The 23,916-nt window shown below is 45.5% G+C and carries 22 protein-coding genes; 11 read left to right on the forward strand and 11 right to left on the reverse strand.

Features of this window, described 5'->3' with window-relative positions; all coding sequences use genetic code 11:
- Positions 1-108: 108 nt before the first annotated feature.
- Entirely contained in the window at positions 109-1,056 is a 948-nt protein-coding gene (gene treR / locus NL645_RS12070) for a trehalose operon repressor TreR (protein WP_047010145.1), read from the reverse strand.
- A 103-nt stretch (positions 1,057-1,159) separates the two neighbouring features.
- Positions 1,160-1,711 (reverse strand): D-glycero-beta-D-manno-heptose 1,7-bisphosphate 7-phosphatase, encoded by a 552-nt coding sequence (gmhB, locus tag NL645_RS12075; RefSeq protein ID WP_048626100.1) that lies wholly within the window; start codon positions 1,709-1,711, stop codon positions 1,160-1,162.
- A gap of 341 nt (positions 1,712-2,052) precedes the next feature.
- Here gmhB and metN point away from each other — a divergent pair, with 341 nt between their 5' ends.
- Genes metN through NL645_RS12090 form a run of 3 tightly spaced genes read left to right on the forward strand, consistent with a single transcriptional unit; the run spans position 2,053 to position 4,596 of the window.
- The gene (gene metN, locus NL645_RS12080) at positions 2,053-3,087 is read left to right on the forward strand and encodes a methionine ABC transporter ATP-binding protein MetN (RefSeq protein ID WP_253651755.1); all 1,035 of its coding nucleotides are present in this window, start codon (positions 2,053-2,055) and stop codon (positions 3,085-3,087) included.
- A complete protein-coding gene (locus NL645_RS12085; protein WP_005391355.1) occupies positions 3,077-3,754 on the forward strand; it encodes a methionine ABC transporter permease in 678 nt (225 codons plus the stop codon). The genes metN and NL645_RS12085 overlap by 11 nt, the downstream gene beginning before the upstream one ends.
- Before the next feature lie 32 nt (positions 3,755-3,786).
- Positions 3,787-4,596, forward strand: coding sequence for a MetQ/NlpA family lipoprotein (locus NL645_RS12090; RefSeq protein ID WP_005391357.1), 810 nt, complete (start codon positions 3,787-3,789; stop codon positions 4,594-4,596).
- Positions 4,597-4,708: 112 nt separating this feature from the next.
- Here the strand turns inward: NL645_RS12090 and NL645_RS12095 are convergent, their stop codons facing one another.
- Both NL645_RS12095 and syd read right to left on the reverse strand, forming a co-directional pair.
- Positions 4,709-5,485 carry a Zn-ribbon-containing protein gene (locus NL645_RS12095; RefSeq protein ID WP_006743209.1) on the reverse strand — a complete coding sequence of 259 codons (777 nt, stop codon included), beginning with the start codon at positions 5,483-5,485 and terminating at the stop codon, positions 4,709-4,711.
- 2 nt (positions 5,486-5,487) lie between these two features.
- Positions 5,488-6,033, reverse strand: coding sequence for a SecY-interacting protein (gene syd / locus NL645_RS12100; RefSeq protein ID WP_012842071.1), 546 nt, complete (start codon positions 6,031-6,033; stop codon positions 5,488-5,490).
- A gap of 108 nt (positions 6,034-6,141) precedes the next feature.
- On the opposite strand from syd, the gene queF reads away from it, so the two are divergent.
- From queF to xni, 5 genes are all read left to right on the forward strand, one after another.
- Entirely contained in the window at positions 6,142-6,987 is an 846-nt protein-coding gene (gene queF, locus NL645_RS12105; protein ID WP_253651756.1) for an NADPH-dependent 7-cyano-7-deazaguanine reductase QueF, read from the forward strand.
- Positions 6,988-7,152: 165 nt separating this feature from the next.
- Positions 7,153-9,435, forward strand: a complete 2,283-nt coding sequence (locus tag NL645_RS12110; protein WP_005391368.1) for a hypothetical protein — start codon at positions 7,153-7,155, stop codon at positions 9,433-9,435.
- 98 nt (positions 9,436-9,533) lie between these two features.
- A complete protein-coding gene (locus NL645_RS12115) occupies positions 9,534-11,099 on the forward strand; it encodes a diguanylate cyclase (RefSeq protein ID WP_253651757.1) in 1,566 nt (521 codons plus the stop codon).
- Positions 11,100-11,389: 290 nt separating this feature from the next.
- Entirely contained in the window at positions 11,390-12,766 is a 1,377-nt protein-coding gene (gene ppnN / locus NL645_RS12120) for a nucleotide 5'-monophosphate nucleosidase PpnN (RefSeq protein ID WP_005391372.1), read from the forward strand.
- Positions 12,767-12,824: 58 nt separating this feature from the next.
- The gene (gene xni, locus NL645_RS12125) at positions 12,825-13,607 is read left to right on the forward strand and encodes a flap endonuclease Xni (RefSeq protein ID WP_253651758.1); all 783 of its coding nucleotides are present in this window, start codon (positions 12,825-12,827) and stop codon (positions 13,605-13,607) included.
- 108 nt (positions 13,608-13,715) lie between these two features.
- On the opposite strand, the gene rlmM is transcribed toward xni, so the two are convergent.
- From rlmM to pomA, 7 genes are all read right to left on the reverse strand, one after another.
- Positions 13,716-14,807 (reverse strand): 23S rRNA (cytidine(2498)-2'-O)-methyltransferase RlmM, encoded by a 1,092-nt coding sequence (gene rlmM, locus NL645_RS12130; protein WP_005391375.1) that lies wholly within the window; start codon positions 14,805-14,807, stop codon positions 13,716-13,718.
- A complete protein-coding gene (locus tag NL645_RS12135; RefSeq protein ID WP_005391376.1) occupies positions 14,804-15,202 on the reverse strand; it encodes a DUF423 domain-containing protein in 399 nt (132 codons plus the stop codon). Before NL645_RS12135 ends, rlmM begins: the two co-directional genes overlap by 4 nt.
- Positions 15,192-15,815, reverse strand: a complete 624-nt coding sequence (locus NL645_RS12140) for an alpha/beta fold hydrolase (RefSeq protein WP_253651759.1) — start codon at positions 15,813-15,815, stop codon at positions 15,192-15,194. Before NL645_RS12140 ends, NL645_RS12135 begins: the two co-directional genes overlap by 11 nt.
- Positions 15,796-16,716, reverse strand: a complete 921-nt coding sequence (locus tag NL645_RS12145) for a transcriptional regulator GcvA (RefSeq protein WP_253651760.1) — start codon at positions 16,714-16,716, stop codon at positions 15,796-15,798. Before NL645_RS12145 ends, NL645_RS12140 begins: the two co-directional genes overlap by 20 nt.
- Positions 16,717-17,226: 510 nt before the next feature.
- Entirely contained in the window at positions 17,227-18,675 is a 1,449-nt protein-coding gene (gene thiI, locus NL645_RS12150) for a tRNA uracil 4-sulfurtransferase ThiI (protein WP_031780206.1), read from the reverse strand.
- Between the two features lie 211 nt (positions 18,676-18,886).
- Positions 18,887-19,834 carry a flagellar motor protein MotB gene (locus NL645_RS12155; RefSeq protein WP_006741833.1) on the reverse strand — a complete coding sequence of 316 codons (948 nt, stop codon included), beginning with the start codon at positions 19,832-19,834 and terminating at the stop codon, positions 18,887-18,889.
- Positions 19,835-19,848: 14 nt separating this feature from the next.
- Positions 19,849-20,610 (reverse strand): flagellar motor protein PomA, encoded by a 762-nt coding sequence (gene pomA, locus NL645_RS12160; protein WP_005381564.1) that lies wholly within the window; start codon positions 20,608-20,610, stop codon positions 19,849-19,851.
- A 263-nt stretch (positions 20,611-20,873) separates the two neighbouring features.
- Here pomA and xseB point away from each other — a divergent pair, with 263 nt between their 5' ends.
- Genes xseB through dxs form a run of 3 tightly spaced genes read left to right on the forward strand, consistent with a single transcriptional unit; the run spans position 20,874 to position 23,908 of the window.
- Positions 20,874-21,116, forward strand: coding sequence for an exodeoxyribonuclease VII small subunit (gene xseB / locus NL645_RS12165; protein WP_005381566.1), 243 nt, complete (start codon positions 20,874-20,876; stop codon positions 21,114-21,116).
- A gap of 21 nt (positions 21,117-21,137) precedes the next feature.
- Positions 21,138-22,022, forward strand: coding sequence for a (2E,6E)-farnesyl diphosphate synthase (gene ispA / locus NL645_RS12170; RefSeq protein ID WP_005391389.1), 885 nt, complete (start codon positions 21,138-21,140; stop codon positions 22,020-22,022).
- 20 nt (positions 22,023-22,042) lie between these two features.
- Positions 22,043-23,908: a 1-deoxy-D-xylulose-5-phosphate synthase gene (gene dxs / locus NL645_RS12175; protein ID WP_047010153.1), complete on the forward strand. Its 1,866-nt coding sequence runs from the start codon at positions 22,043-22,045 to the stop codon at positions 23,906-23,908.
- Positions 23,909-23,916 lie beyond the last annotated feature (8 nt).

Genomic DNA, 23,916 nt, shown 5'->3' on the forward strand with positions numbered 1-23,916 from the left:
TTTCTTAATTTTAATATTGCCATTCAAAGACAAAAAACAAAATGGGAACAGTCCCATTAATTGAGAATGATCACAGTATAATTTTAGAGCAAACCGTTGTAGTGTGGATTAGCGGCAAATAGGTTGTTGAGTGAAGTGAACGACTTCTTCATCGCCATTTAATTGATTAATCAGCATTTTAGCGGACTTTTCACCCGCAAGGGTATAACCAGGATCGACACTAAATACTTTAGGGAAAAGGAAAGAAAGCAACTCGTTACCACCCACGCCTGTCACGACCACGTCTTCACGACCTAACTCTTGAAGACGCTTGATTACGCCCAATGCAATGGTATCGCTGGCACACACAATAGCTTGCGTGTCTGCATTGAGAACGTGGTCCACCAACTGATAAGCACTTTCATGGCTAAGCTTACCGGTTTGGAAGCAAGGCGTAAGTTGCTTGCGCTGACACCAAGCTTTGTAAGCATTTAAACGAGCCAAGCCTGTGGTTTTATCTTCGGGATCAACACCAATATAAGCAATGCGAGATAAAGATTGCTGCTCAAGGTGAGACAAAGCCATGTCTATCACGCCTTGGTTATCATAATTGATGGAAGAGACGTTATCGGTATCCATCGCAATCACCACAATGCGATTGCCCCACTCGGCTAAGGCTTGCTCATCGCATCCAGTAAACCCAAATACAATCACGCCATCCACATTGCGACGCTTAAGCACACTCAAGTGCTCATTGGTTTTGTCTCGGTCAAACTGACTCTCCATGATCACCGCATCATAACCAGCGGAATACAATGCATTGAGCATTGTACCAACGGCGCGATTTTCTGATGGTGAGTCTAGACGGGAGATGATAACACCAATAACTTTTTGGCTACCGCCACGCATTGATTGCGCAGATTTGGACGGTACATAACCAGATTCACGAATGATTTGCTCTACTTTCTCTCGCGTTTGAGGTTTCACTTTTGGATCGTTGGTAAGCACACGGCTTACTGTTGATTTGCCAACGCCTGCCAATTTCGCGATATCAAGAATGGTGAGTTTTTTGCTCATAAGTGATCAAACTAGAATGGATGAATGCTTAGGTGACTGAACTTTAACAGTAATAAGAGAAAAGGGAAGCAAACGCTTCCCTTAAATATGCGAATTGTGCAGATTATTTCTTTAAATATGCAGGCACGTCAGCAACACTATCAAGCACAACCGTTGCTAATGCTTCACCTTGCTCAGTAACAGGCTTACCTGTGCGCACCAAAATCTTGGTGCCAACGCCCGCGGCTTCTGCTGCCATCATGTCTTCGGCTTTATCACCAATCATCACAGATTTTTCCATGTCGATTTTCAAGAAGTCGCGAGCAGAGATAAACATACCAGGCTTAGGCTTGCGGCAATCACAATCCTGCTTGTAATCCCCAATGCCATGTTCAGGGTGATGTGGACAGTAGTAGATACCATCAAACTCAACACCATGATCAACAAAGTTCCAGTCCATCCATTGAGTCAGAGACAAGAAACGGTCTTCACTGAATTTACCACGTGCGATGCCCGATTGATTCGTCACTAGCACTAAGAGGTAACCTTGATCTTTCAGCGCTTTCGTCGCTTCAAACACACCATCAATGTACTCAAAATCATGTTCGTCATGAACGTAGCCGTGGTCAACGTTTATCACGCCATCACGATCGATAAAAACAGCAGGTTTTGCCAAAACATATTTCTCTATTAACTCGGTTTAATCAGATTATTACATACCTTATAAACTTCAACACTATCTAATTCATTCTAGGCCTCGACAAAACAGTTGATTTGTTGGGCAAGAATCGGTAATTCTGAGGGGGTTCTCCACTTATCTTCTCCTCGTAACTTACTCCTCATTCTCTTCAAAACAGAACATCCATACATTTAGACGTCTAGACGTAAAAATATCTATTGACTTCATTCTGGTTAACCCATAGCATCAACTGAGAAGTGAGATAAAGCTCAACATTAAGTTCTGTCAAAGGCCGTTTTTGACAGCGAAGTTCCCCGTATCTTTGGGCAGGTTGAAACATGATAGAAATAAAAAACGTCAATAAAGTGTTCTACCAAGGCAGTAAGGAAATCCTTGCCCTGAAAGACATTAACCTACACATCGCCAAGGGCACCATCTTCGGTGTTATCGGTTCATCTGGTGCTGGTAAAAGTACGCTGATCCGCTGCGTAAACATGTTAGAAGCACCAACATCTGGCTCCATCATCGTTGATGGCATTGATTTAACAAAACTCAGCAAAAAGCAGTTGGTCGAAACGCGCCGTAACATCGGCATGATCTTCCAGCATTTTAATCTGCTCTCGTCTCGTACTGTGTTTGATAACGTGGCGCTACCACTGGAACTGGCAGGCAAAGACAAATCGCAAATCACAACAAAAGTCACTGAGTTACTAAAACTTGTTGGCTTAGCCGACAAACACGAAAGCTATCCGTCCAACCTAAGTGGCGGTCAAAAACAACGTGTGGCGATTGCTCGCGCATTGGCATCCGATCCAAGCGTACTACTGTGTGACGAAGCCACTAGCGCACTGGATCCTGCAACAACTCAATCTATCCTTGAGCTATTGAAAGAGATCAACCGCACACTCAACATCACGATTCTACTGATCACCCACGAAATGGAAGTGGTAAAAAGCATCTGTCACGAAGTGGCGATCATCGGTGGTGGTGAATTGGTGGAGAAAGGCACCGTTGGCGATATTTTCGCGCACCCTAAAACGGAGCTGGCGCACCAATTCATTCGCTCAACGCTAGATCTATCCATTCCTGAAGATTACCAAGCACGTCTGCAAGCAGATCGTGTTGATGGCAGCTACCCATTAGTTCGCTTAGAGTTTACCGGTGCAACCGTCGATGCACCGCTAATGTCGCAAATCTCTCGTAAATACAATATTGATGTGAGTATTTTAAGCTCCGATCTCGATTACGCTGGCGGCGTGAAATTCGGCATGATGGTCGCAGAGCTATTTGGTAACGAAGAAGATGACAACGCAGCACTGGAATACCTACGTAAGCACAACGTAAAAGTAGAGGTACTTGGTTATGTCCTTTAATACAATTTCTGAATGGCTGAGTTTAAACAGCAAACTACTTTTAGGTGCAACGTGGGAAACGCTTTACATGGTTGCGGTTGCCGGATTAGTCGGCTTTGCCGTGGGTATTCCATTAGGCGTAATCCTCCACATTACTAAGAAAGGCGGCCTACTTGAAAACACCAAACTAAATAGCAGTCTAGGCGCTGTCGTTAACATTGGTCGTTCTGTGCCATTCCTCGTCCTGATGGTTGCGATTATTCCAGTGACAAAAATGCTAGTTGGAACCTTTATCGGTACAACCGCAGCAATCGTCCCACTGACTATTGGTGCCATTCCGTTTGTTGCCCGTCTTATTGAAGGTGCTTTGTTAGAGGTACCAACAGGCTTGGTGGAAGCGGCGCAGTCAATGGGGGCGACACCAACACAGATCATCACAAAAGTTCTACTACCTGAAGCAATGCCGACTATTGTTAACTCAGTAACGATCACCTTAGTCACTCTCGTTAGCTACTCGGCCATGGCGGGAACGGTAGGCGGCGGCGGCCTCGGCGACGTAGCCATCCGTTACGGCTTCCATCGCTACGATGTAACTATCATGGCCGTGACTGTCGTGATGTTGATTGTTCTAGTACAGATTATTCAGTCTATCGGTGACGCAGTGGTGCGCCGTGTAGACCACAGATAAGCATTGAAAATACAAATTATAAGGAGATAAAGATGAAATTTAGCCTTAAAGGTCTTTTGACTGTAGCAACAGCCGCTTCTGCTCTTGTTCTAGCGGGTTGTGGCGACAAAGAAGTAGACGTAAATAAAGTAAAAGTTGGCGTTATTGCTGGTGCTGAAGCACAAGTTGCCGAAGTGGCAGCTAAAGTAGCAAAAGAAAAGTACAACCTAGACGTTGAGTTAGTAACATTTACCGATTACGTAACGCCAAATGCCGCTCTGGATGATGGTTCAGTAGACGCGAATGCGTTCCAACATAAACCATACCTAGATCAACAAGTGAAAGACCGCGGCTACAAACTGGCTATCGCGGGTAACTCATTCGTTTACCCTATTGCTGGTTACTCTAAGCAAGTGAAGTCAATCGATGAAATCCAAGATGGCGCACGCATCGCAGTACCAAACGATCCAACGAACCTAGGTCGCTCACTACTGCTTCTTGAGCAACAAGGTTTGATTACGCTACGTGATGGCGTTGGTCTACTCGCTACAGTACGTGACATCGTAGGCAACCCTAAAAATATCGAAATCATTGAGTTAGAAGCGCCACAACTTCCACGTTCATTGGATGACGTAACGCTATCTATCATCAACACCACTTACGCAAGCTCTATCGACCTATCGCCAGAGCGTGACGGCGTGTTCGTTGAAGATAAAGACTCACCATACGTAAACCTAATTGTTGCTCGCGAAGAAAATGTTAATGCGCAAAACGTACAAAACTTCGTAAAAGCTTACCAAACGGAAGAAGTTTACGAAGCGGCAAAAGAGCTGTTCAAAGGCGGCGTAGTGAAAGGTTGGTAATCCCACTTTTCTAAACCGTACTGAAAATAATAGTCTGAACATAAAAAGGGCTGATGTGAAAACATCAGCCCTTTTTATTTCTCTATCTAACCATTTACGTAACCTCAATTAGTTACTTAAGGTGGTCCCAAGAGATGTTCGACACGATTCGGCACTCATCGCATTTAAAGTAAAATATGTCATGTAATGGCTCATCGAGTAGCCACTCTCCACCGCATTTGGGACACTTGCGCGCTTTCTCGCTCTCCAGCGACTGACCGCCCACGCGATACTGGTAATAGTAAGTTGGAACCTTGGTGATGTATTCGATACGACCTCGCAAATCCCAACCGCGGCGGAACAACACACTGTCCACATCGCAAATCTCGTGCAGCGCCGCATGCTCTGCACGGCACCCGCCCGCCATTTGGATTTCATCGCACGCTTGCCATTCTGTCTGCCATTTGATGACGGCTTTATGGTCACCATTTAGCGTCGGCTCATTGCGATACAAAGGAATCGGCAACAGGGTTTCACCACTTCGCAAAGGCGAACACGTATGAACATAAGTCGTGTACAACACTTGCCAGCTAGGTGTCTCTTCTTCGGCTGCTTGTTCTGAATTCAAATCACGCCCCAGCATACGCATTTTCGGAGCAAGCAAAGACGCATCCGACAAACGGTTCATGCACACTTTGACGAAATCTGAGTGATAACGTGGATGCAAGCTGTCTTGTTCTGGGCAAACAACACGAACGAAAAATTCACCTTCTCCCATCACTATCGGGAATTCACGACCTAATACTTGGCCGTTGTAACGCAGAGCATCCATCAAGCCATTAATGGCTTTGTCTACCGCGCTGACGGTGGTGTTATCAAAACACTCAAACTGCAACTCAACAACATACATACTTAGACGGCAGCCTCTAACTTATTCAAGAACTCAACCAATGAATCTGCCAATACATCACGTTTAGAGGTGCCCAAACGCTCTAGAATCACATTGCCAGTGAGGTTACAAATAGAAATCACATCCATTTCCTCATCTGTCGCTGCGATAAATACTGTTGGTTTAAGTTTCAAGCGGCGCTGCGTCACCAAATGACCAAGAATATTTTCTTGTAGGCGCACAAAATCATCATCGCTCCACACTTGCAGCAGCGTCAACGAATTACCTTGCCAAGTTGCCTCCATATCGGCGCAGTATTGAGAACCATAAAAGGCTTTAACATCATCTTGCAGTGACAACTCAATCGCATTTTCCACATTGGCGAAATCGGCCATTTCATCACGTGCGACCGCTTTCCAAAGCACCTTTCCATCACGCTTCTCTTCGACACAAGGAGAAACAAGATCTGCAAGCTCTTCACTGCTTGGCAACTCATTATATTTAGCTTGCCAAGCTTGTTGGTAGCGCAGGCTGAACTCTTGTAGCGCCTGAGTAACGTTTTGGGTCATGAAGGTCTCCTCATTCCTTATTTATCAGATAGCCGTGTTTGCCGGATGGCAATTGACCAGCGGATTCAGTAAAATTCTCGCCATTCTAATCGAAAACGACCACAAAGTATGAGCAAATATTCTGACGCTAAAGAGCTTGCTGGCCTAACACTAGGTAAAAAGACCGAGTATGCGAACCAATACGACCCAAGCTTGCTGCAACCAGTTCCTCGTAGCCTAAACCGAGATGACCTTCAGTTAGGCGACAGCCTTCCTTTTATGGGCCACGACATTTGGACGCTGTACGAGCTATCTTGGTTAAATAGTAAAGGCTTACCACAAGTGGCCGTTGGCGAAGTATACATTCCAGCCACCAGTGCAAACTTGATTGAGTCGAAGTCTTTCAAACTGTACTTAAACAGCTACAACCAAACCCGTTTTTCAAGCTGGGAAGAAGTTGAAGAGCGTTTAACGCAAGACCTATCTGAATGTGCAGGTGAAAAGGTGTTGGGCGAGGTGAACCCGGTTACTCACTACACCAATCAGCCTATTGTGACAATGGAAGGCGAATGCATTGATGACCAAGACATTGACATCACCAGTTACGATTTTGATGCCGATTTGCTTGAAGGCGCAGCAGGTGAAGAGCAAGTGGAAGAAATCCTACATAGCCATCTATTGAAGTCAAACTGTTTAATCACTAACCAGCCTGACTGGGGCAGTGTAGAAATTCGCTACCAAGGTGCGAAAATAGATCGCGAGAAATTACTGCGTTACTTGGTATCTTTCCGCGAGCACAACGAATTTCACGAACAGTGTGTTGAGCGTATTTTTACTGATCTAATGAAATACTGCCAACCAAGCAAACTGACCGTATTCGCCCGCTACACGCGCCGTGGTGGCTTGGACATCAACCCGTACCGCTCAACGGAACAAGACAAGCCAGATCACAACCACCGCATGGCTCGTCAGTAATCGCGTTAGTGACAGAAATAAGTTCGGTAATCTAAAGGGTTACCGGACGTTTTTATTGTCCAAGCATGTTACTATATCAAATGGCTTCAACCTGCATTTAAGAGGCTTGTTGAGGTCTTTTACCGTTATCCGCCATATCTAAAAACAGTTCGAGGGAACGAAAGGATGTTTTGGGACAGTTCGCGTCTATTCAAGTTGATTGGCTTTCTTTGCTTGCTGTTTGTACAGCCGCTTCACGCGACCATTTTATCGTCCGCGTTACTCAACGAAGCACAACAATTGGCGGAAATAGAGCCATCACAAGCAAAACAAGCGGCAACCAACTACTTGTCACAACGTGAGCTAACGGAACGCAAAGAGAGTGACAGCCCTTCTGCTATGTCTCGTGACGAGACCGATCGTAGCGTTCGCACACCAAGCAGCACCATCGAAGCACACAAGATTATCGCTCAGGCAGACTACGCCATGGGTAACGTTCGTTCGGCTATCGAACACCTAAACAAAGCCGAGCGCTTAGCGCAAGAATATCAATTGCCGTACATGGACTTAGATCTCCAGCTGATGCGCAACCAAATGATTTGGATGTACGACAAAAACTATTCAAAAGCGGAAGATACGCTTAACCAAATTGAGCAGCAACTCGATGAAGCCGATGCGGTATTGCAACGTACCGACAGCGTCCGCTATCGATTAGTGATGCAAAGAGCGCTCCTCGCTTCACATAGTGGCGATCTGATTAAAGCGGAAAGTTTGTATTCTCAAGCCAAAACTATGCTTGAAGACAGCCGATCTGACTTAGCCTTGATCGACTATTACACAGCCGTCGGCGAGTTTTATCTGAATAGCAAGAAATACAATTTGGCTTTGTCGGAACTGCTTTACGGTTATTGGCAATCTATTGAGAGTGACAGTGGCGCAAGGTTAGCAAAAGTTAATCGCCTGTTGGCGAGACTCTTCCAAGAGCGTCGAGTTTACGACAAAGCGATCGAATACTTATCTCAAGCCGCAGACTTCTATGACTCCTACCCTAGCTCTCCCATCCTAGCGGATGTCCTTGAGCAAATGGGTGACATTTATTTTTACCAAGGCAAGTTTAACCTTGCCTTAGTGCACTACTTCAACGTGCTGGACCATGAAAGCACCAGTAAGAACATTAATCGGATCATTAAGATTCGCTTAAGCTTAGCGGCTACCTATCTGCAACTCTACAACTACGCGCTAGCTGAACAATACCTAGACCGTTCTAAAGAGCTTTTAGAATACACTGACATTCCTAAGCTTGAAGCAAAGGCAGCGTTGCTTCAGTCAGGCCTGGCTTATCATCAAAACGACAGTAAAAACGTCATTACCAATGCAAAGCTGGCGTTAGCACTTGCTGAAAAGTCACCTGAAAATAACAACTTCATTAAGCAGCAGTCTTACCGCTTACTCGGGCTTGGTTACGAGCAGGCAGGCGAATACCAACTTTCTCTGCAGGCTTATAAGAAATACACCAACCTTGTGCGTTTAGAGCAAAAACAGCTCAACCAAATCAGTGAGGATGCATTCCGCCAGCAAAAAGAGTTTGCTGAACAAACCATCCACTATATCGGCCAATCGGAACGCCTTGAGCAAGTGGAAAGGGAACACCGCAAATTCCAGAAAATCTCATTCGCATTGTTTATTACTGTGTTGGTGATGTTTTTGTTCATTATGCGCCGCGGCGTGATCATGCAGCGCCAAGCAAGTGAAATCGAAAAACTGCGTAATGATCTCTTCACTCACTCTCGTTCCCGTTTGCGTAACTTGCGTATGCTGAACGTTAAGCTGTCTCGCTCATTGAAAAAGTCGAGCGAAACTTTCGAGCAATGGCAAATGGGCGAATTGATCCACGAGCCACTTAACGATCGCCTGCGCTTTGTCATGATCGACTTGCCATTCCTACGAAGCATGTACGTCCATAACGGCTATAAGGCTGGTCTAGAACTAGAACGTGCATTTGGCGACTTCCTTGCGGAAAAAATAGAAAAACCGTCGCGTCTTTACCATTTCTCAGATGCAAACCTACTCTATATCGAGCCGAACGCTGACCGTGATGCTTCTGCCGAAGTCATGTTCGAGAAATTCCAGACTTGGGTGGATGAGTTCGCTCAGCAGCACAACGTCAACCGTATTATTCGCATGGGTATCAGCGATTATCCGTTCTTACCACGCGCCTACACTGCAATTAACGACGAGGAATTACTCGATCTGTTGCTGCTTGCGACTCACATTGCGCGAGAAGTCAGCTTGAAGGATAAGCAAAGCCACTGGGTTTTCTTGAAAGCCATCGATAACGCACCCGCCGCGAGCTTTGCAACGGGTAACATAAGAACCGCCTGTCAGCATGCCATTAGCCAAGGCCTGATTAAGATCCATTCGTCCTACAAGAATGAGGACGACATCAAGAAAATATTAAAAAATGGATAATTAAACGCCTGTTAGACATAATAACTAATGACGCTATAACGTTTTTTGTTATTATCGGATAATTGTCAGTAGTACATGGACTTAACCGTAGTCACTTCATGGGAATCTTGGAATCCGATATTCAGTCGCAGCTTCATCAGCTGAGTTGTCAACTTGACCAACTCAGACTGACACATCGTGATACTTCACTCAAATTCAAACGTGAACAACAAGTTCTTAAACGCGTTGTGGCATCATTGTCTTCAGCTTGCCAGGGTTCGAATACCCAGGTATCCAATTACCTGTTTGAAATCCAACAAGAGCTGCAACATCAAAAAGATATCAGTACTCTTATCCCACGTTTAGCGGTATTAGAGAGAATGCTCAAACAGCAGTCGAAGACGATGGACAAACAGAACGGCTACTTAGACGAACAAATCAAACACAGTGGTGAAACACTCCAACGTGTCACAGGTTTACCTGCGCAGTTAAAACGTGAACTACGGAACTTAATGAGTTTCTCAGAAGCTCATGCCAGCAATAAAGCCGATCAAGCCACTAAGCTACTGAGCATTTACGAACGCGCTCTGAAAATCATCACTTCCAACTCGCGTTTGCATCTCAGTGAGTTTGAGAATAATCCTGATAAGTCTCAACTTGAGTGCTTAGCCAGCGATCTACAACATACCATCACCGAGCTGGATTTTGAGGGAGAAACGGGAGATAGGTTGCTCGATATTCGGGCTAAGCTGCTTCTTGGCGTGAGTGCAGAGTCTCTCATTGAGCTTACGCTCTCAACGCTGAAATTGGTTGTCGAAGCAACAAAGTTCGAGCGCGAAGCATCTAGCCAATTTCTCGATCAGTTAAACTCAGCGCTGGCGAGTAACCTCAAAACCGTCCATCAAAACGTCGATCAACACCATACTTATTTTGAGCATCGCCAAGAGCTGAATGCGGAAATGAATGGTTTGGTTGAACTCAGCCAACAATCTCTCGACCAAGCACAGGATTTAGCAGAACTCAAACAAGAAGTCGCTCCATTGCTGGCCCAAATGGCCTCGTTAACCGAGCGCCTCAAGATGACGGAAGAGAGAGAACAGGCCCTGCAAGAGCGTTTAAGCTACAGCAAAAACCAGCTTGAAGCGGTGTTTGAAACCACACAAGATTACCGTCGCCGCTTAGACGACCAGACACAGCGAATGTTGCTTGATCCACTCACGAAGGTTTACAACCGAACAGCATTTAACGATCGTCTTGAGCTCGAATACCGCCGTTGGATTCGCTCTCAACAAAATCTACGAGTGGTACTGTTTGATGTCGATAACTTCAAAGCCGTAAACGACAGTTATGGTTATACCGCTGGTGATAAAGCGCTGAAGATCATCGCTCGCACCATTAATAAACGCGTATCAGAAACTGAAACGGTAGCTCGCTTTGGTGGCGAAGAGTTTATTTTACTCGTTCCAGAACAATCTGAAGAATACACACTGGATCTCATTAAACATATCCAGCGTGATATTAGCCAATTACCATTTAAGTTCCGTGAGCAAAATATCATGATCACCCTAGCGGCTGTGTCGACCTCTTTTAAAGAGTCCGATACGCCAGAGTATGTACTCGATCGACTCGGCAAGATGCTTGCGGACGCTAAAAAACGTGGAACAAATCAGCTTAACTGGAGCTAGACTTCGTACAAAAATCGAACAAACAAACCAGAATTGGCGCAATTTACGCTTTATAACCACCCATTTTCAACGAGTTATCACATTTCTTCCCTTTCAGTCTGCTAAGCTGTAAAAACCCAAGTCACTTCAAGATGATGCATTTACAGAACGCGAATGTACCATCTTGAGGTTGCTTGGGAGTCAATAACCATAAAACCAAATCGGCCAACTGCCTTTCATCAAACCATACGTATAACCCAAAAAGGTGAGTTGGTACTTTCCCTCAAAATAATGCAACACAAGGAGGCGTTATGATTACCCATATAAGCCCCGCTGGTAGCATGGACTTGCTATCTCAATTAGAAGTAGAGCGCTTAAAGAACACGGCCTCGAGTGAACTTTATCAACTGTACCGCAACTGCACGTTAGCGGTGTTGAACTCCGGCAGTCATACCGATAACTCGAAAGAGCTACTCGATAAACACCAGTCGTTTGATGTCAACGTAGTGCGCCGCGAGCGTGGTATTAAGCTTGAGCTGACTAACCCGCCTGAACACGCCTTTGTCGATGGCGAGATAATTAAAGGTATCCAAGAGCATCTGTTCTCCGTGTTACGCGATATCGTTTATGTCAATATGCATTTAGCAGACGCACAACGACTCAACCTGACGAACCCAATTCACATCACTAACCTCGTGTTCGGTATTCTGCGTAATGCCAGAGCACTCACACCAGGTATCGAGCCAAACCTCGTCGTGTGTTGGGGTGGTCACTCTATCAATGGCGTGGAATATCAATACACACGTGAAGTCGGTAACGAGCTTGGCTTGCGTGAGCTTAATATCTGCACGGGTTGTGGCCCTGGTGCGATGGAAGGGCCAATGAAAGGTGCCGCTATCGGACATGCGAAGCAGCGTTATACTCAGCAACGTTATCTTGGTTTAACCGAGCCTTCGATTATTGCAGCCGAGCCACCAAACCCAATCGTGAATGAGCTGGTTATCATGCCAGACATCGAAAAGCGTTTGGAAGCCTTTGTGCGTATGGCGCATGGCATTGTAATTTTCCCTGGTGGTCCGGGTACTGCAGAAGAGTTGCTGTATATTCTTGGCATTATGATGCATCCAGACAACGCCGATCAGCCAATGCCTATCGTGTTAACTGGACCAAAAGAGAGTGAAGAGTACTTCCGCTCTATCGACGAGTTTGTTCGCGATACACTTGGCGAAGAAGGTCAAAAGCATTACGAGATCGTCATTGACGATCCGGCAGAAGTGGCACGCATCATGAAGCGCTCCATGGACTCTGTACGCCTTCACCGAAAAGAAAAAGGCGATGCTTATAGCTTTAACTGGTCATTAAAAATCGAGCCTAACTTCCAGTTACCATTCGATCCAACTCATGAGTCGATGGAGCAATTGGATTTAAGCTTAGATCAAGAACCTCAAGTCTTAGCGGCCAACCTGCGTCAAGCTTTCTCCGGTATCGTGGCTGGTAACGTCAAAGCCGAAGGCATTCGAGAAATCGAACGTCGAGGCCCTTTCACCATTCACGGTGATCCTGTGCTAATGAAAAAGCTCGATAAGTTACTACAAGACTTTGTCGAACAACACCGAATGAAATTACCTGGCGGTTCGGACTACGAACCGTGTTATCGCATCGCTCACCCAGAAATTGGTGGTCGATAGTCAGGCTAGCATTCGTTACACTAGGGGCATTACGCCCCTTTTTTATTGCTAAGTCATTATGTCTATTCATCTTGTTATTATTGATGCCCTAAACCTGATCCGCCGAGTGCACTCTGCACAACCGGATCCAACCGACATAGCAAGAACCATCACCACGACACAAAGAACCCTCACTCGCATTCTGTCAGAAGCCAACCCGACACACATCATCGCGGTTTTCGATCACCATGAACAAGACAGAGGATGGCGAGCTGAGATTCTCCCAGACTATAAGCAAAATCGAAAACCAATGCCGGAACCACTGGTGCTAGGTCTAGATGCGATTCAGCAAGCATGGTGGGAACAAGGTATTGATTCATTGCTTTCTGAAGGCGATGAAGCGGACGACTTGGTTGCGACTCTCGCGACGAAAGTGGCCAGTCATGATGAAAAAGTCACCATCGTTTCTACGGATAAAGGCTACTGTCAGCTGCTTTCTCCTACCCTACAGATCCGTGATTACTTCCAACATCGTTGGTTAGATGAACCGTTTATCGAAAAAGAGTTCGGCGTAAAACCGAGCCAACTGGCCGATTATTGGGGGTTAACGGGGATCAGCTCTAGCCAAGTGCCGGGGGTTCCGGGCATTGGACCAAAAGCGGCGAAAGAGATTCTTACTCAGTTTGAGAATATTGAAGCAGCCTACGCCAGTGAAGACCTCGCACCGAAATACCGTAAAAAATTAGACGAGCACATTGAGTCTGCACGCTTATGTAAACGCGTCGCGGCTTTAAAGTGCGACATTGAACTCGGCTTTAACTTACAGGACATTCGCTTTACAGGACCAAATAAAGCGGAATAGTGTCTGATGATGGTTTCAAACCATAAAGCTCTCAGACAATAAAAAAGCGCCATTTGAAGGCGCTTTTTTCTATTCTCGGGACTATCCCCAAATGACTCGGAGATAGAATTAGTACGGCGAAATGTTCGATAGACACTGGATATGAATCGTGATCTCTTCACGATCATGATACAAATGCTTAGCTTGTAGCCTGAACTTTACCTTATTATCAATCAGGAACTGCTTCAGGTTTTCAAGGTCTTGCAGCACCTCGTCATAGCGGCCTTTCATTGGCAGCTTAAGGTTAAAGATTGCCTCTTTCGCCCAACCTTTTAACAGCCACTGGCCCATAAGGTGAGCAACACGAGCTGGCTTTTCTACCATGTCACAAACAATCCATGTTACGTTCTTACGGTCTGGTTCGAATTTAAAACCATCCACCATATGATGCTTGATCTGGCCAGTTTCCATCAAGCTGTCTGCCATCATGCCGTTATCGACACAGTGAACGAACATCGAGCGCTTCACCAGTTGGTACGTCCAACCGCCTGGACATGCCCCTAAATCAACTCCCCACATTCCTGGTGCCAAACGCTCATCCCACTCTTCACGTGGAATAAATACGTGAAATGCTTCTTCCAGTTTAAGCGTTGAACGACTTGGGGCATCTGCTGGGAACTTAAGGCGAGGAATACCCATGAAGAACTGAGAGTTATTGTCAGTGTAAGAATAACCGACATAACAGTGGCCAGGCTCCACAAAACAAATGTGCAGTACTGGCTTCTTCGCGTTGTCTTTGTTCAACATTAGACCTTTACCGCGCAACGCTTGACGCATTGGGACAGTAAATTTACGGCAGAATTTCAGTAGTTCTTTCGCTTCATTCGTATCCGGGGTTTCAATTCTCAAATCCCCACAGCGAGGAAACGCTTCAATGTCTGCTAGCTCGTTCAAAATTGGGCTAATGCGGTCATCACTTGGCAGCGATTGAAACTCAGCCGCTACCGCAAACATTTGGCGAGCGAAGATTAACGACTTGAAGTCCAAACCTCTCGCAAGTTTGTCCGCATCTCCATCTTGGTAACACTCGAAGACAACATAACCTGAGTTTCTCTTCACACGAGGGAAGCCATACACTTCCAACTGTGTCGCTTTGTCCTGAATTTCACCAGCACACTCTTTCTCAAAGCCTGAACGGCAATAGAGCATTAGTTGTTTCACTTGGAGACCTCTTTGATATTGAACGCAGCAAAAAAGAACAGACACCAACCAATCATGAACAGTAATCCTCCCATTGGAGTAATCGGCCCAAACCACTTAATGCCTGTCAGCGCCAGCGCGTAAAGACTGCCGCTAAAACAAAAGATGCCGATGATAAAGCAAATCGCTGCAATGAAAAAATATTTTTGTGCTTTTTGTCCCAAATTCAATAGCAATAAAACCGCACAAAACACAATCGCCAGCGTGTGAATAAATTGGTACAACACTCCAGTCTCAAATACGCCAAGTAAATACGGAGCCAGCTGAGCTTTTAGCCCATGTGCAGCAAAGGCACCTAGAGCGACAGAAACCAGCCCAGATAGACCAGAAAATGAGAGTAACCACTTACTTTTCACGGTACACCTCTTTGATAAACGCCACTAACTGCTCTACCGCGAGCTCGATGTTACCCGCCTCGGTATGGCCTGAGCTCTTGCGCGGTTTAAAGCTGTGGTCACCATCGGGTAAAAAACTCACCTTGACTTGTGATGAAAGGACAAAGTCATCGAACTCCTCACGATTACCAAAGGTGTCTCGCTCCCCTTGTAGAATCAGCGTAGGTTTCTCAATAGTTGCTAAGTGCTCGCCTTTGTATTTCTCTGGCTTTCCCGGTGGGTGAAATGGAAACCCTAAACAGGCAATGCCCGCCACCAGCTCATTTTCAGCCAGTAAACTCGACATGCGACCACCCATTGACTTGCCACCAATGACAATAGGTTGAGAGGTAAAGTGAGCAATCACTTCTTCATAGGCTTCCAGCAGTTTTGGCGCACGCTCTGGTGGGCGCTTTTTCCCATCTTCCGCTCGCTTAATCATATACGGGAAGTTAAATCGCACCACGCGAATTCCTTGCTCAACTAATCCTTTGGCAACGGCGGTCATGAAATCATGTTCCATCCCCGCTCCAGCGCCATGGGCAAAGATAAATAGAGGACCGCTCTCAGGTCCCTCAACTATCCATTGGCTCATCTAATACTTCCTCTTGCTCTTTTCTCGCGGTCGCTAACATCCAGTCTCTAAACGTTGCGATTCGGCCCATATCTGCCTGCTGTTCATGACACACCACGTAGAATGCATTCTTGGAGATCAACACCTCGTCGAATGGCGCAATGAGTCGTCCAGCTTCCATTTCTGGCTTGGCGAGTACGTTGTTACCAAGCGCGACCCCCTGACCATGCGCAGCAGCCTGTAGCACCATCGTCGAGTGGCTGAAGATAGGACCGTGGTTTACATTGATACCTTCGATGTTGTAATGACGCGCAAACTGCTTCCAGTCTTTACGCGAAGTATCATGTAACAAAGTGTGTAATTTGAGGTCACTTAGAGATTCTAATGGTTTGTTGCCTAAAAGTAACGAAGGTGAACAAAGTGGGATCAGAAACTCTTGGTACAATTTATCCGCTCGCAAACCCGGCCAATTCCCACGGCCATAGTAGATAGCCACATCTACATCATCAGTCAGTGAACCTTCATCCATATCCACAGCTTTAATACGTACATCGATATCTGGCTCTTGAGCATTAAAATCGGCCAAACGAGGCACCAACCATTGGATAGCAAAACTCGGCGGTAGACTGATCGTCAATGCCCCTTTTTCACTACGTTGCAATACCTTATCTGTCGCCTCGGCAATCGAGGTGAAAATATCTTTGATGTCGAGAAAGTAACTTTGTCCTTCTTCTGTCAACAATAGCGAACGATTACGGCGACGAAAAAGCTTCAACGATAAGAACTCTTCGAGTGCTTTAATCTGGTGACTGACCGCGGCTTGAGTAACAAACAACTCTTCTGCCGCTCGCGTAAAACTGAGATGGCGAGCAGCCGCTTCGAAGACTCGAAGCGAATTTAATGGAGGCAATCTGCGAGACATATGGGACCTCAAATAGGATTAGTTTTTTTAATCTGAAACATTATAAAATGTCCGTTGTCGAACAGCCAGATAAATTCTATATTTCACCCCGCAACACGAGCCTGAACGGCTTGATTTCTTTGGAAATCAATTGGCTTGTTGTTGCGATGTTGTGTTTGCAAACTCGTATTTCGAGTTAGGTAGATTTCTACCATAATGTTTTGTCCACACTCCCTGTGACAAAACATATACTTCCTGTATTTATTTTTGACCTGTCTGTCAAATTTGTTACACCGCCTAAATTAGGCGGTGTTTTTTTATCTATCGAAAATCTCATCCGCATATCTGGAAGCAACATCACTTTATTACTCTTCTTTCGGATTAATTATCGTTATATCAACATAAAGTGTATGGCTTTGCGATAAGCCTCAACATTATGCTAAGTAATGGTTAGCTGTAACGCGATCAAAAACAAAAAAGGCGCAAATTGATGTCTCAATTTGCGCCTTTTAACGTCTTTTTATCAGTCAACTATGGGCGGTAAACTTTTACGTTATTGAAGCCTTGCTCTTGCAAGTAAAGTGCTTGCAGACGGCTCATCACCCCACGGTCACAGTACAATAGATATGTCTTAGATTGGTCTAAATCACCAAACTGTGTACCCAACTTGTAGAATGGGATATGTTTCACATCCACACCTTCGATTTCGAGCGGGTTATCGTCTTCCTCTTCAGGACTACGAATATCTAGCACAACCGCGTGCTCTTCTACCGCTTCAACCTGCTCGACTTCTGGTGCTGCTTGCTCAGACTCTTTCGCGATATCACGAATGTCCATCATGCGTGCATCACGAACTACTTGCTCAAGAATGCTAAAGTCAAACTTCTCTTCTTCCGCTTCTAGCTTCGCTTTAATCGCTTTTACTGTCGGCTTCTTAGAAATAACACCACAATACTCTGGCATAGTCTTCGCAAAGTCTTCTGTGCCGATTTCGCGTGCTAGGTTAATGATGTCTTCTTTATCCCAGTTGATAAGTGGGCGCAGAATCAACGTGTCCGTTACGTTATCGATATGGCGGAGGTTAGTTAGCGTTTGGCTCGATACCTGACCGAGCGCTTCGCCAGTCACCAATGCTTCGATCTTCATCTTCTGAGCGATCATGCCTGCTGCACGCATGAACATACGCTTCAAGATAACCCCCATTTGACCGTCATCGACTTTCTCTAGGATTTCCGCAACCACAGGTTCGAAATCAACTGAAATGAAACGTACTTTTGCAGAAGAACCGTATTTGTTCCATAGGTAGTGAGAAACCTGCTTAACGCCGATTTCGTGTGCTGGACCACCTAAGTTAAAGAAGCAGTAATGTACTTTTGAGCCACGCTTGATATGCAGATAGCTAGAAACACCAGAGTCAAAACCACCAGAGATCAAGCTCAACACGTCTTCTTGCGTGCCCAGTGGGAAGCCGCCTAAACCTTTATGACGAGCCAGCACTTGGTTTAGCTTATCGTTCGAGACTTCCACCTTGATCGTCACGTCTGGGTTTTGCAGCTTAACTCTTGCGCTCTCAATCGCTTGGTTTAAACCACCGCCGACATAACGCTCTAGTTCGATAGAGGTAAAGTCGTGCTTACCGCGACGCTTCGCACGTACAACAAAGGTTTTATTTTCGAGTGCAGAGCGATTTAGCTCCAGTACTTGTTCGAAGATATCGTGCAAATCTTTAAATTCGGTCTGCTTCACTTCCAGTACGTGGTGAATGCCTGGTGTATGAGTCAAAACCTCAAGAACTTCAGCGTGGAATTCGTTACTCTCAGAGGTCACTTCAATGTGATCACGACGGTTGAATACCGCGACAGATTCCGTGCGGCTCTTAATGATGTTACGAATGTTGCACTCTAAAATCTTTGTGAAGCGCTTACGCACAGATTCACTTTTTACAAAAATTTCTGGATGGGGCTTTACAATAAATTTCATAGTCTAATTCGCAGGTTAGTTTCGCAATCAACAAAGAGTGACACTCAACTTCAATGCTTCATACGCAGTAAAACCGCGTTTCAGTCACAAAAAGTAGTCTGAGCTCACTTTTAAGGCGCAAGATTATACACCCAAGCGGATTGGAAAAACAAAAAAAGCGAGCAATCTGCTCGCTTTCTTATCTCTCTACTGACTTGAAACTAAAGTCTAGTTATTGAATTACAGGCACTTCTTCACTGTATAGTGGCTCGCCTTGCATGATGCTGATTTCAACCCGTCGGTTAAGCGCGCGATTTTCATCAGAATCATTCGGCAACAATGGTTCAGTATCTGCCATGCCTCGCACTCTCAAACGTTGATGAGAGAAGCCTCTCACCTTCTCCATCTCTTGTGCAACCGATACGGCGCGCTGAGAAGAGAGATCCCAGTTAGAACGATAAAGCTCTGAGTCCAACGGTCGGTTGTCCGTATGACCTGATACTCGCACAATGCCTGGCACGTCTTTTACTAACTCTGCAATTTGTCGAACTAAAGGGCGGAATTTAGGCTGCAAGAAGGCCGAACCTTCAGGGAATGCACCTTTTTCACGCATGCGTATAACAATCTGTTGGCCAAGATTTTCAACTTCAATGGCACCTTGTTCAATCTCTCGCTCTAAAGCTTTCTTGATGCTTTCCATCAAGGTTTCCATCTCTTGCGACATCTCTTCAGATTGCTGCTGTTGCATGTCCGCTTCTGCAGATTGATTGTTTTGCGTTGACGTTTCTGGCGATTGACCACCGGTTAACTTGCCTTCATCACGCTTTGTGCCACCAGCTCGGTCAGACTCCCCTTCATGAAATTCGAGCGTCTGCTGAGTGATGTCCATAGTTTGCTGCATGATGACATCAATCGGCGTTGGTTCCGGTCGGCCCGGTCGAAACTCTTGAGCAATGATGCTAGTACCTTTGGGAATGTCTTTCACTTCAAGTTGATTTTGTACACCGAAGGCAAATTTCATTGATCCCGCAATCTGTTTGAACTTCAGCACGTCCATCTCAGAAAACGAGAGCAGAAGAACAAAGAAACACATCAGTAGCGACATTAAGTCCGCGAATGTCCCCATCCATAACGGGAGACCGGGTGGCGGACAATCGCATTTGTTATCTTCATCATCCATCACTACTCTCCAAGTTACTCGTCAATCTCAAGGGCACGTTTACCTTCGTTGAGGTAGTTCTTCAAGTAGCTATCAATCACTCGCGGGTTTTGACCATCTTGAATCGCTAATACGCCATCCATGATCAAACGGCGGTTTAGCGTTTCTTGGTCACGGCGCAGAGAAAGCTTATCCGCAATAGGGAAAAACACCATGTTGGACAGGATCGCGCCATACAATGTGGTTAAGAGCGCAACCGCCATTGCTGGTCCAATCGCTTTTGGATCATCCATATTCGAAAGCATCGCGACTAAGCCAACCAAGGTACCAATCATCCCCATTGCAGGGGCAACGTCACCAAAGGCGCGAAATACGCCAGTGCCTTGAGTATGTCGTTCATCCGTAAGCGCGATGTCTTTTTTTAAGGCTGCTCTTACCACGTCGGCATCATGGCCATCAACAAGCAAATCAATGCCTTTTTGCATAAAAGTGTTATTAATTTCCATCTCTTCAAGAGCAAGAAAACCACCTTTACGTGCCGCATCGGCCATTTCCACAATTTTTGCGATCAAGTCTTCCGGTTCATCCGCTTTAAACATGAAGGCTTTGCCTGCGATCTTTGTTGCACCAAAGAACTGTCCCATTGTGAACTTCATCAGTACTACAAATATTGAGCCACCAACGACAATAAGGATCGACGTGACATCGACAAACATGCCGATGCTGCCACCAAGCACCATCGCCATAATGACGAATGCAAAACCACCAATCAAACCTAATAGGGTTGCTAAATCCACAAAGCACTCCTCACGCTATACTCAAATACTGCCATTGGGCGGATTATTACCTGTATCGACAACTCGCGCAGAATTTTTAGAAAAATCTTAGCTAATGGATCACAAATTAGACTTAACAACCTTAACCAAAATATGGGGTTTCAGCGCTTAGGCTCGTTTAACGCTAATTTTGTGACAATTATATAAGGTTAAATTTGACCAAGTTACTAGGCTAAGGTAACTTTCGTGCATCTTCTCCAAGGCTTGATTAAGGCAGAAAAAAGATGGCGGTCAAGAAACCAGAAAACATGACCTTCGAAGCAACCATTGAAGAGCTTGATAGCTTGGTTGATCAATTAGAAAATGGCGATCTTGCCCTAGATGATGCTCTACGTAAGTTTGAACGAGGCATTGCCTTAGCTCGTGCTGGCCAAACTAAACTTAGCGACGCCGAACAGCGCGTAAGTATTCTTCTCAGCGAAGATGATGAAGCACCACTGAGTGACTTCAAACCAGATTCAGAATAACCATCAGTAGTGAGCAATGTGATGCAACAGACATTGACGTCTTTTCAACAAAGAAACAATCAGCAATTGAACTTGTGGCTCGATCAGCTTCCATATCAAGAGCAGCCATTGATTCAAGCAATGAAATACGGCCTTTTGCTAGGTGGAAAACGCGTTCGCCCTTTTCTTGTTTACATCACAGGTCAAATGCTCGGCTGTAAACCAGAAGACTTAGACACTCCTGCCGCTGCTATCGAATGTATACATGCCTACTCACTCATTCATGATGATCTGCCAGCCATGGACGATGATGAACTGCGTCGAGGTCAACCAACTTGTCATATTAAGTTTGATGAAGCAACCGCAATACTGACAGGTGATGCACTACAAACTCTCGCCTTCACCATTATTGCCGATGGTCAATTAAACCCGGCAGCCGAGACTCAACGCATCAATATGATCAAAGCGCTGGCGCATTCTTCTGGCGCCAACGGCATGTGTGTTGGACAAGCTTTAGATTTAGGCGCAGAAAATCGCCAAGTTTCTCTTGAAGAAATGGAAGAGATACACCGTAAAAAAACCGGAGCTCTGATTGATTGTGCGGTAAAATTAGGTGCATTAGCTGCTGGTGAGAAAGGTATCGAGGTTCTACCTCACTTGGAGCGCTACTCAAAAGCAATTGGTTTGGCGTTTCAGGTTCAAGACGATATTCTTGATATCATCAGTGACACAGAAACACTGGGTAAGCCTCAAGGTTCCGACCAAGGTCTGAATAAGAGCACTTATCCTTCCCTGCTGGGTTTAGAGGGAGCCATAGAGAAAGCTCACACTCTGTTACAGGAAGCACTTCAAGCATTGGAAGCTATCCCATACAATACTCAGTTACTCGAAGAGTTCGCCCGATATGTCATCGAGCGCAAAAATTAACACTATAAGCGCGCATTTATATGACTCTTGATATTTCAAAGTACCCAACACTGGCGTTAGCAAATACACCGGAAGAATTACGTCTCCTTCCGAAAGAAACATTACCAAATCTGTGTGATGAACTGCGAACGTATCTGCTAAATTCAGTGAGCCAATCTAGCGGACACTTAGCGTCTGGCTTAGGCACCGTGGAGCTAACTGTCGCTCTGCATTATGTTTACAACACCCCTATCGACAAACTGATCTGGGATGTTGGTCATCAGGCTTACCCGCATAAAATCCTAACCGGACGTCGCGATAAAATGCCAACAATTCGCCAAAAGGATGGTCTACACCCTTTCCCTTGGCGTGAAGAAAGTGAATATGACACCTTATCTGTCGGTCACTCTTCGACATCGATTAGTGCTGGTCTTGGCATGGCCATCAGCGCACAAAAAGAAGGCAAAGGTCGTAAAATTGTCAGTGTGATTGGCGATGGCGCAATTACAGCCGGCATGGCATTCGAAGCTATGAACCACGCTGGCGACGTTCATCCTGATATGTTGGTGATTTTGAACGACAACGAAATGTCTATTTCAGAAAACGTCGGCGCCCTGAATAACCACCTTGCGAAAGTACTTTCTGGCAGCTTGTACACTTCTATCCGTGAAGGCGGTAAAAAAGTGTTGTCTGGTGTTCCACCTATTAAAGAGTTGGTTCGCCGTACGGAAGAGCACCTAAAAGGCATGGTAGTGCCTGGTACTCTGTTCGAAGAGTTCGGCTTTAATTACATTGGTCCGATTGATGGGCACGACGTCAATGAACTCGTCAAAACGCTAAAAAACATGCGTGAGCTCAAAGGTCCTCAGTTCCTACACATCATGACCAAGAAAGGCAAAGGTTATGAGCCTGCCGAGAAAGATCCTATCGGCTACCATGGTGTTCCTAAATTCGATCCAACGCATAACTGTCTACCGAAAAGCAGTGGCGGTAAGCCAACTTACTCAAAGATCTTTGGTGACTTTTTATGTGACATGGCGGCCCAAGATCCTAAGCTAATGGCAATTACGCCAGCAATGCGCGAAGGCTCTGGTATGGTACGTTTCTCAAAAGAATATCCAGACCAATACTTTGACGTGGCGATTGCTGAGCAACACGCTGTGACACTTGCAACAGGCATGGCAATTGCGGGCGATCATCCAATCGTTGCTATCTATTCGACTTTCTTGCAACGTGGTTATGACCAACTGATCCACGATATCGCGATCATGGATTTACCAGTAATGTTCGCTATCGACCGTGCAGGTCTCGTTGGTGCAGATGGCCAAACTCACCAAGGCGCATTCGATCTAAGCTTTATGCGCTGTATTCCGAACATGGTGATCATGGCGCCAAGTGACGAAAACGAATGTCGACAAATGCTTTACACTGGCCATAAACATACTGGCCCTAGTGCGGTTCGATACCCTCGCGGTAGCGGGATGGGCGTAGAAATCGAAACTGAGTTTACGGCTTTAGAAATCGGTAAAGGACGCATGGTTCGCCAAGGTGAAAAAGTTGCTATTCTGAACTTTGGTACTTTCTTGGGTAACGCGCTAGAAGCGGCAGAATACCTTAACGCCACTGTTGCTGATATGCGCTTTGTGAAGCCGCTCGATGAAGCATTAATTCGTCAATTAGCCGCAGATCATGACGTGCTCGTGACGTTAGAAGAAAATGTTATCGCGGGTGGTGCTGGTGCTGGTGTTGTTGAGTTCATGATGAAAGATAAAATCATTAAACCTGTGTTGAACCTAGGTTTACCAGATGAGTTTATTCATCAAGGAACACAAGATGAACTGCATGAAGAGCTTGGTCTCGATGCAAAAGGGATTGAAAAATCCATCTTGGATTATTTAGCAAAATAGCATGTAAA

Source organism: Vibrio sp. Y51_MX_L26 (assembly GCF_024181935.1).
Lineage (GTDB): Bacteria > Pseudomonadota > Gammaproteobacteria > Enterobacterales > Vibrionaceae > Vibrio > Vibrio diabolicus.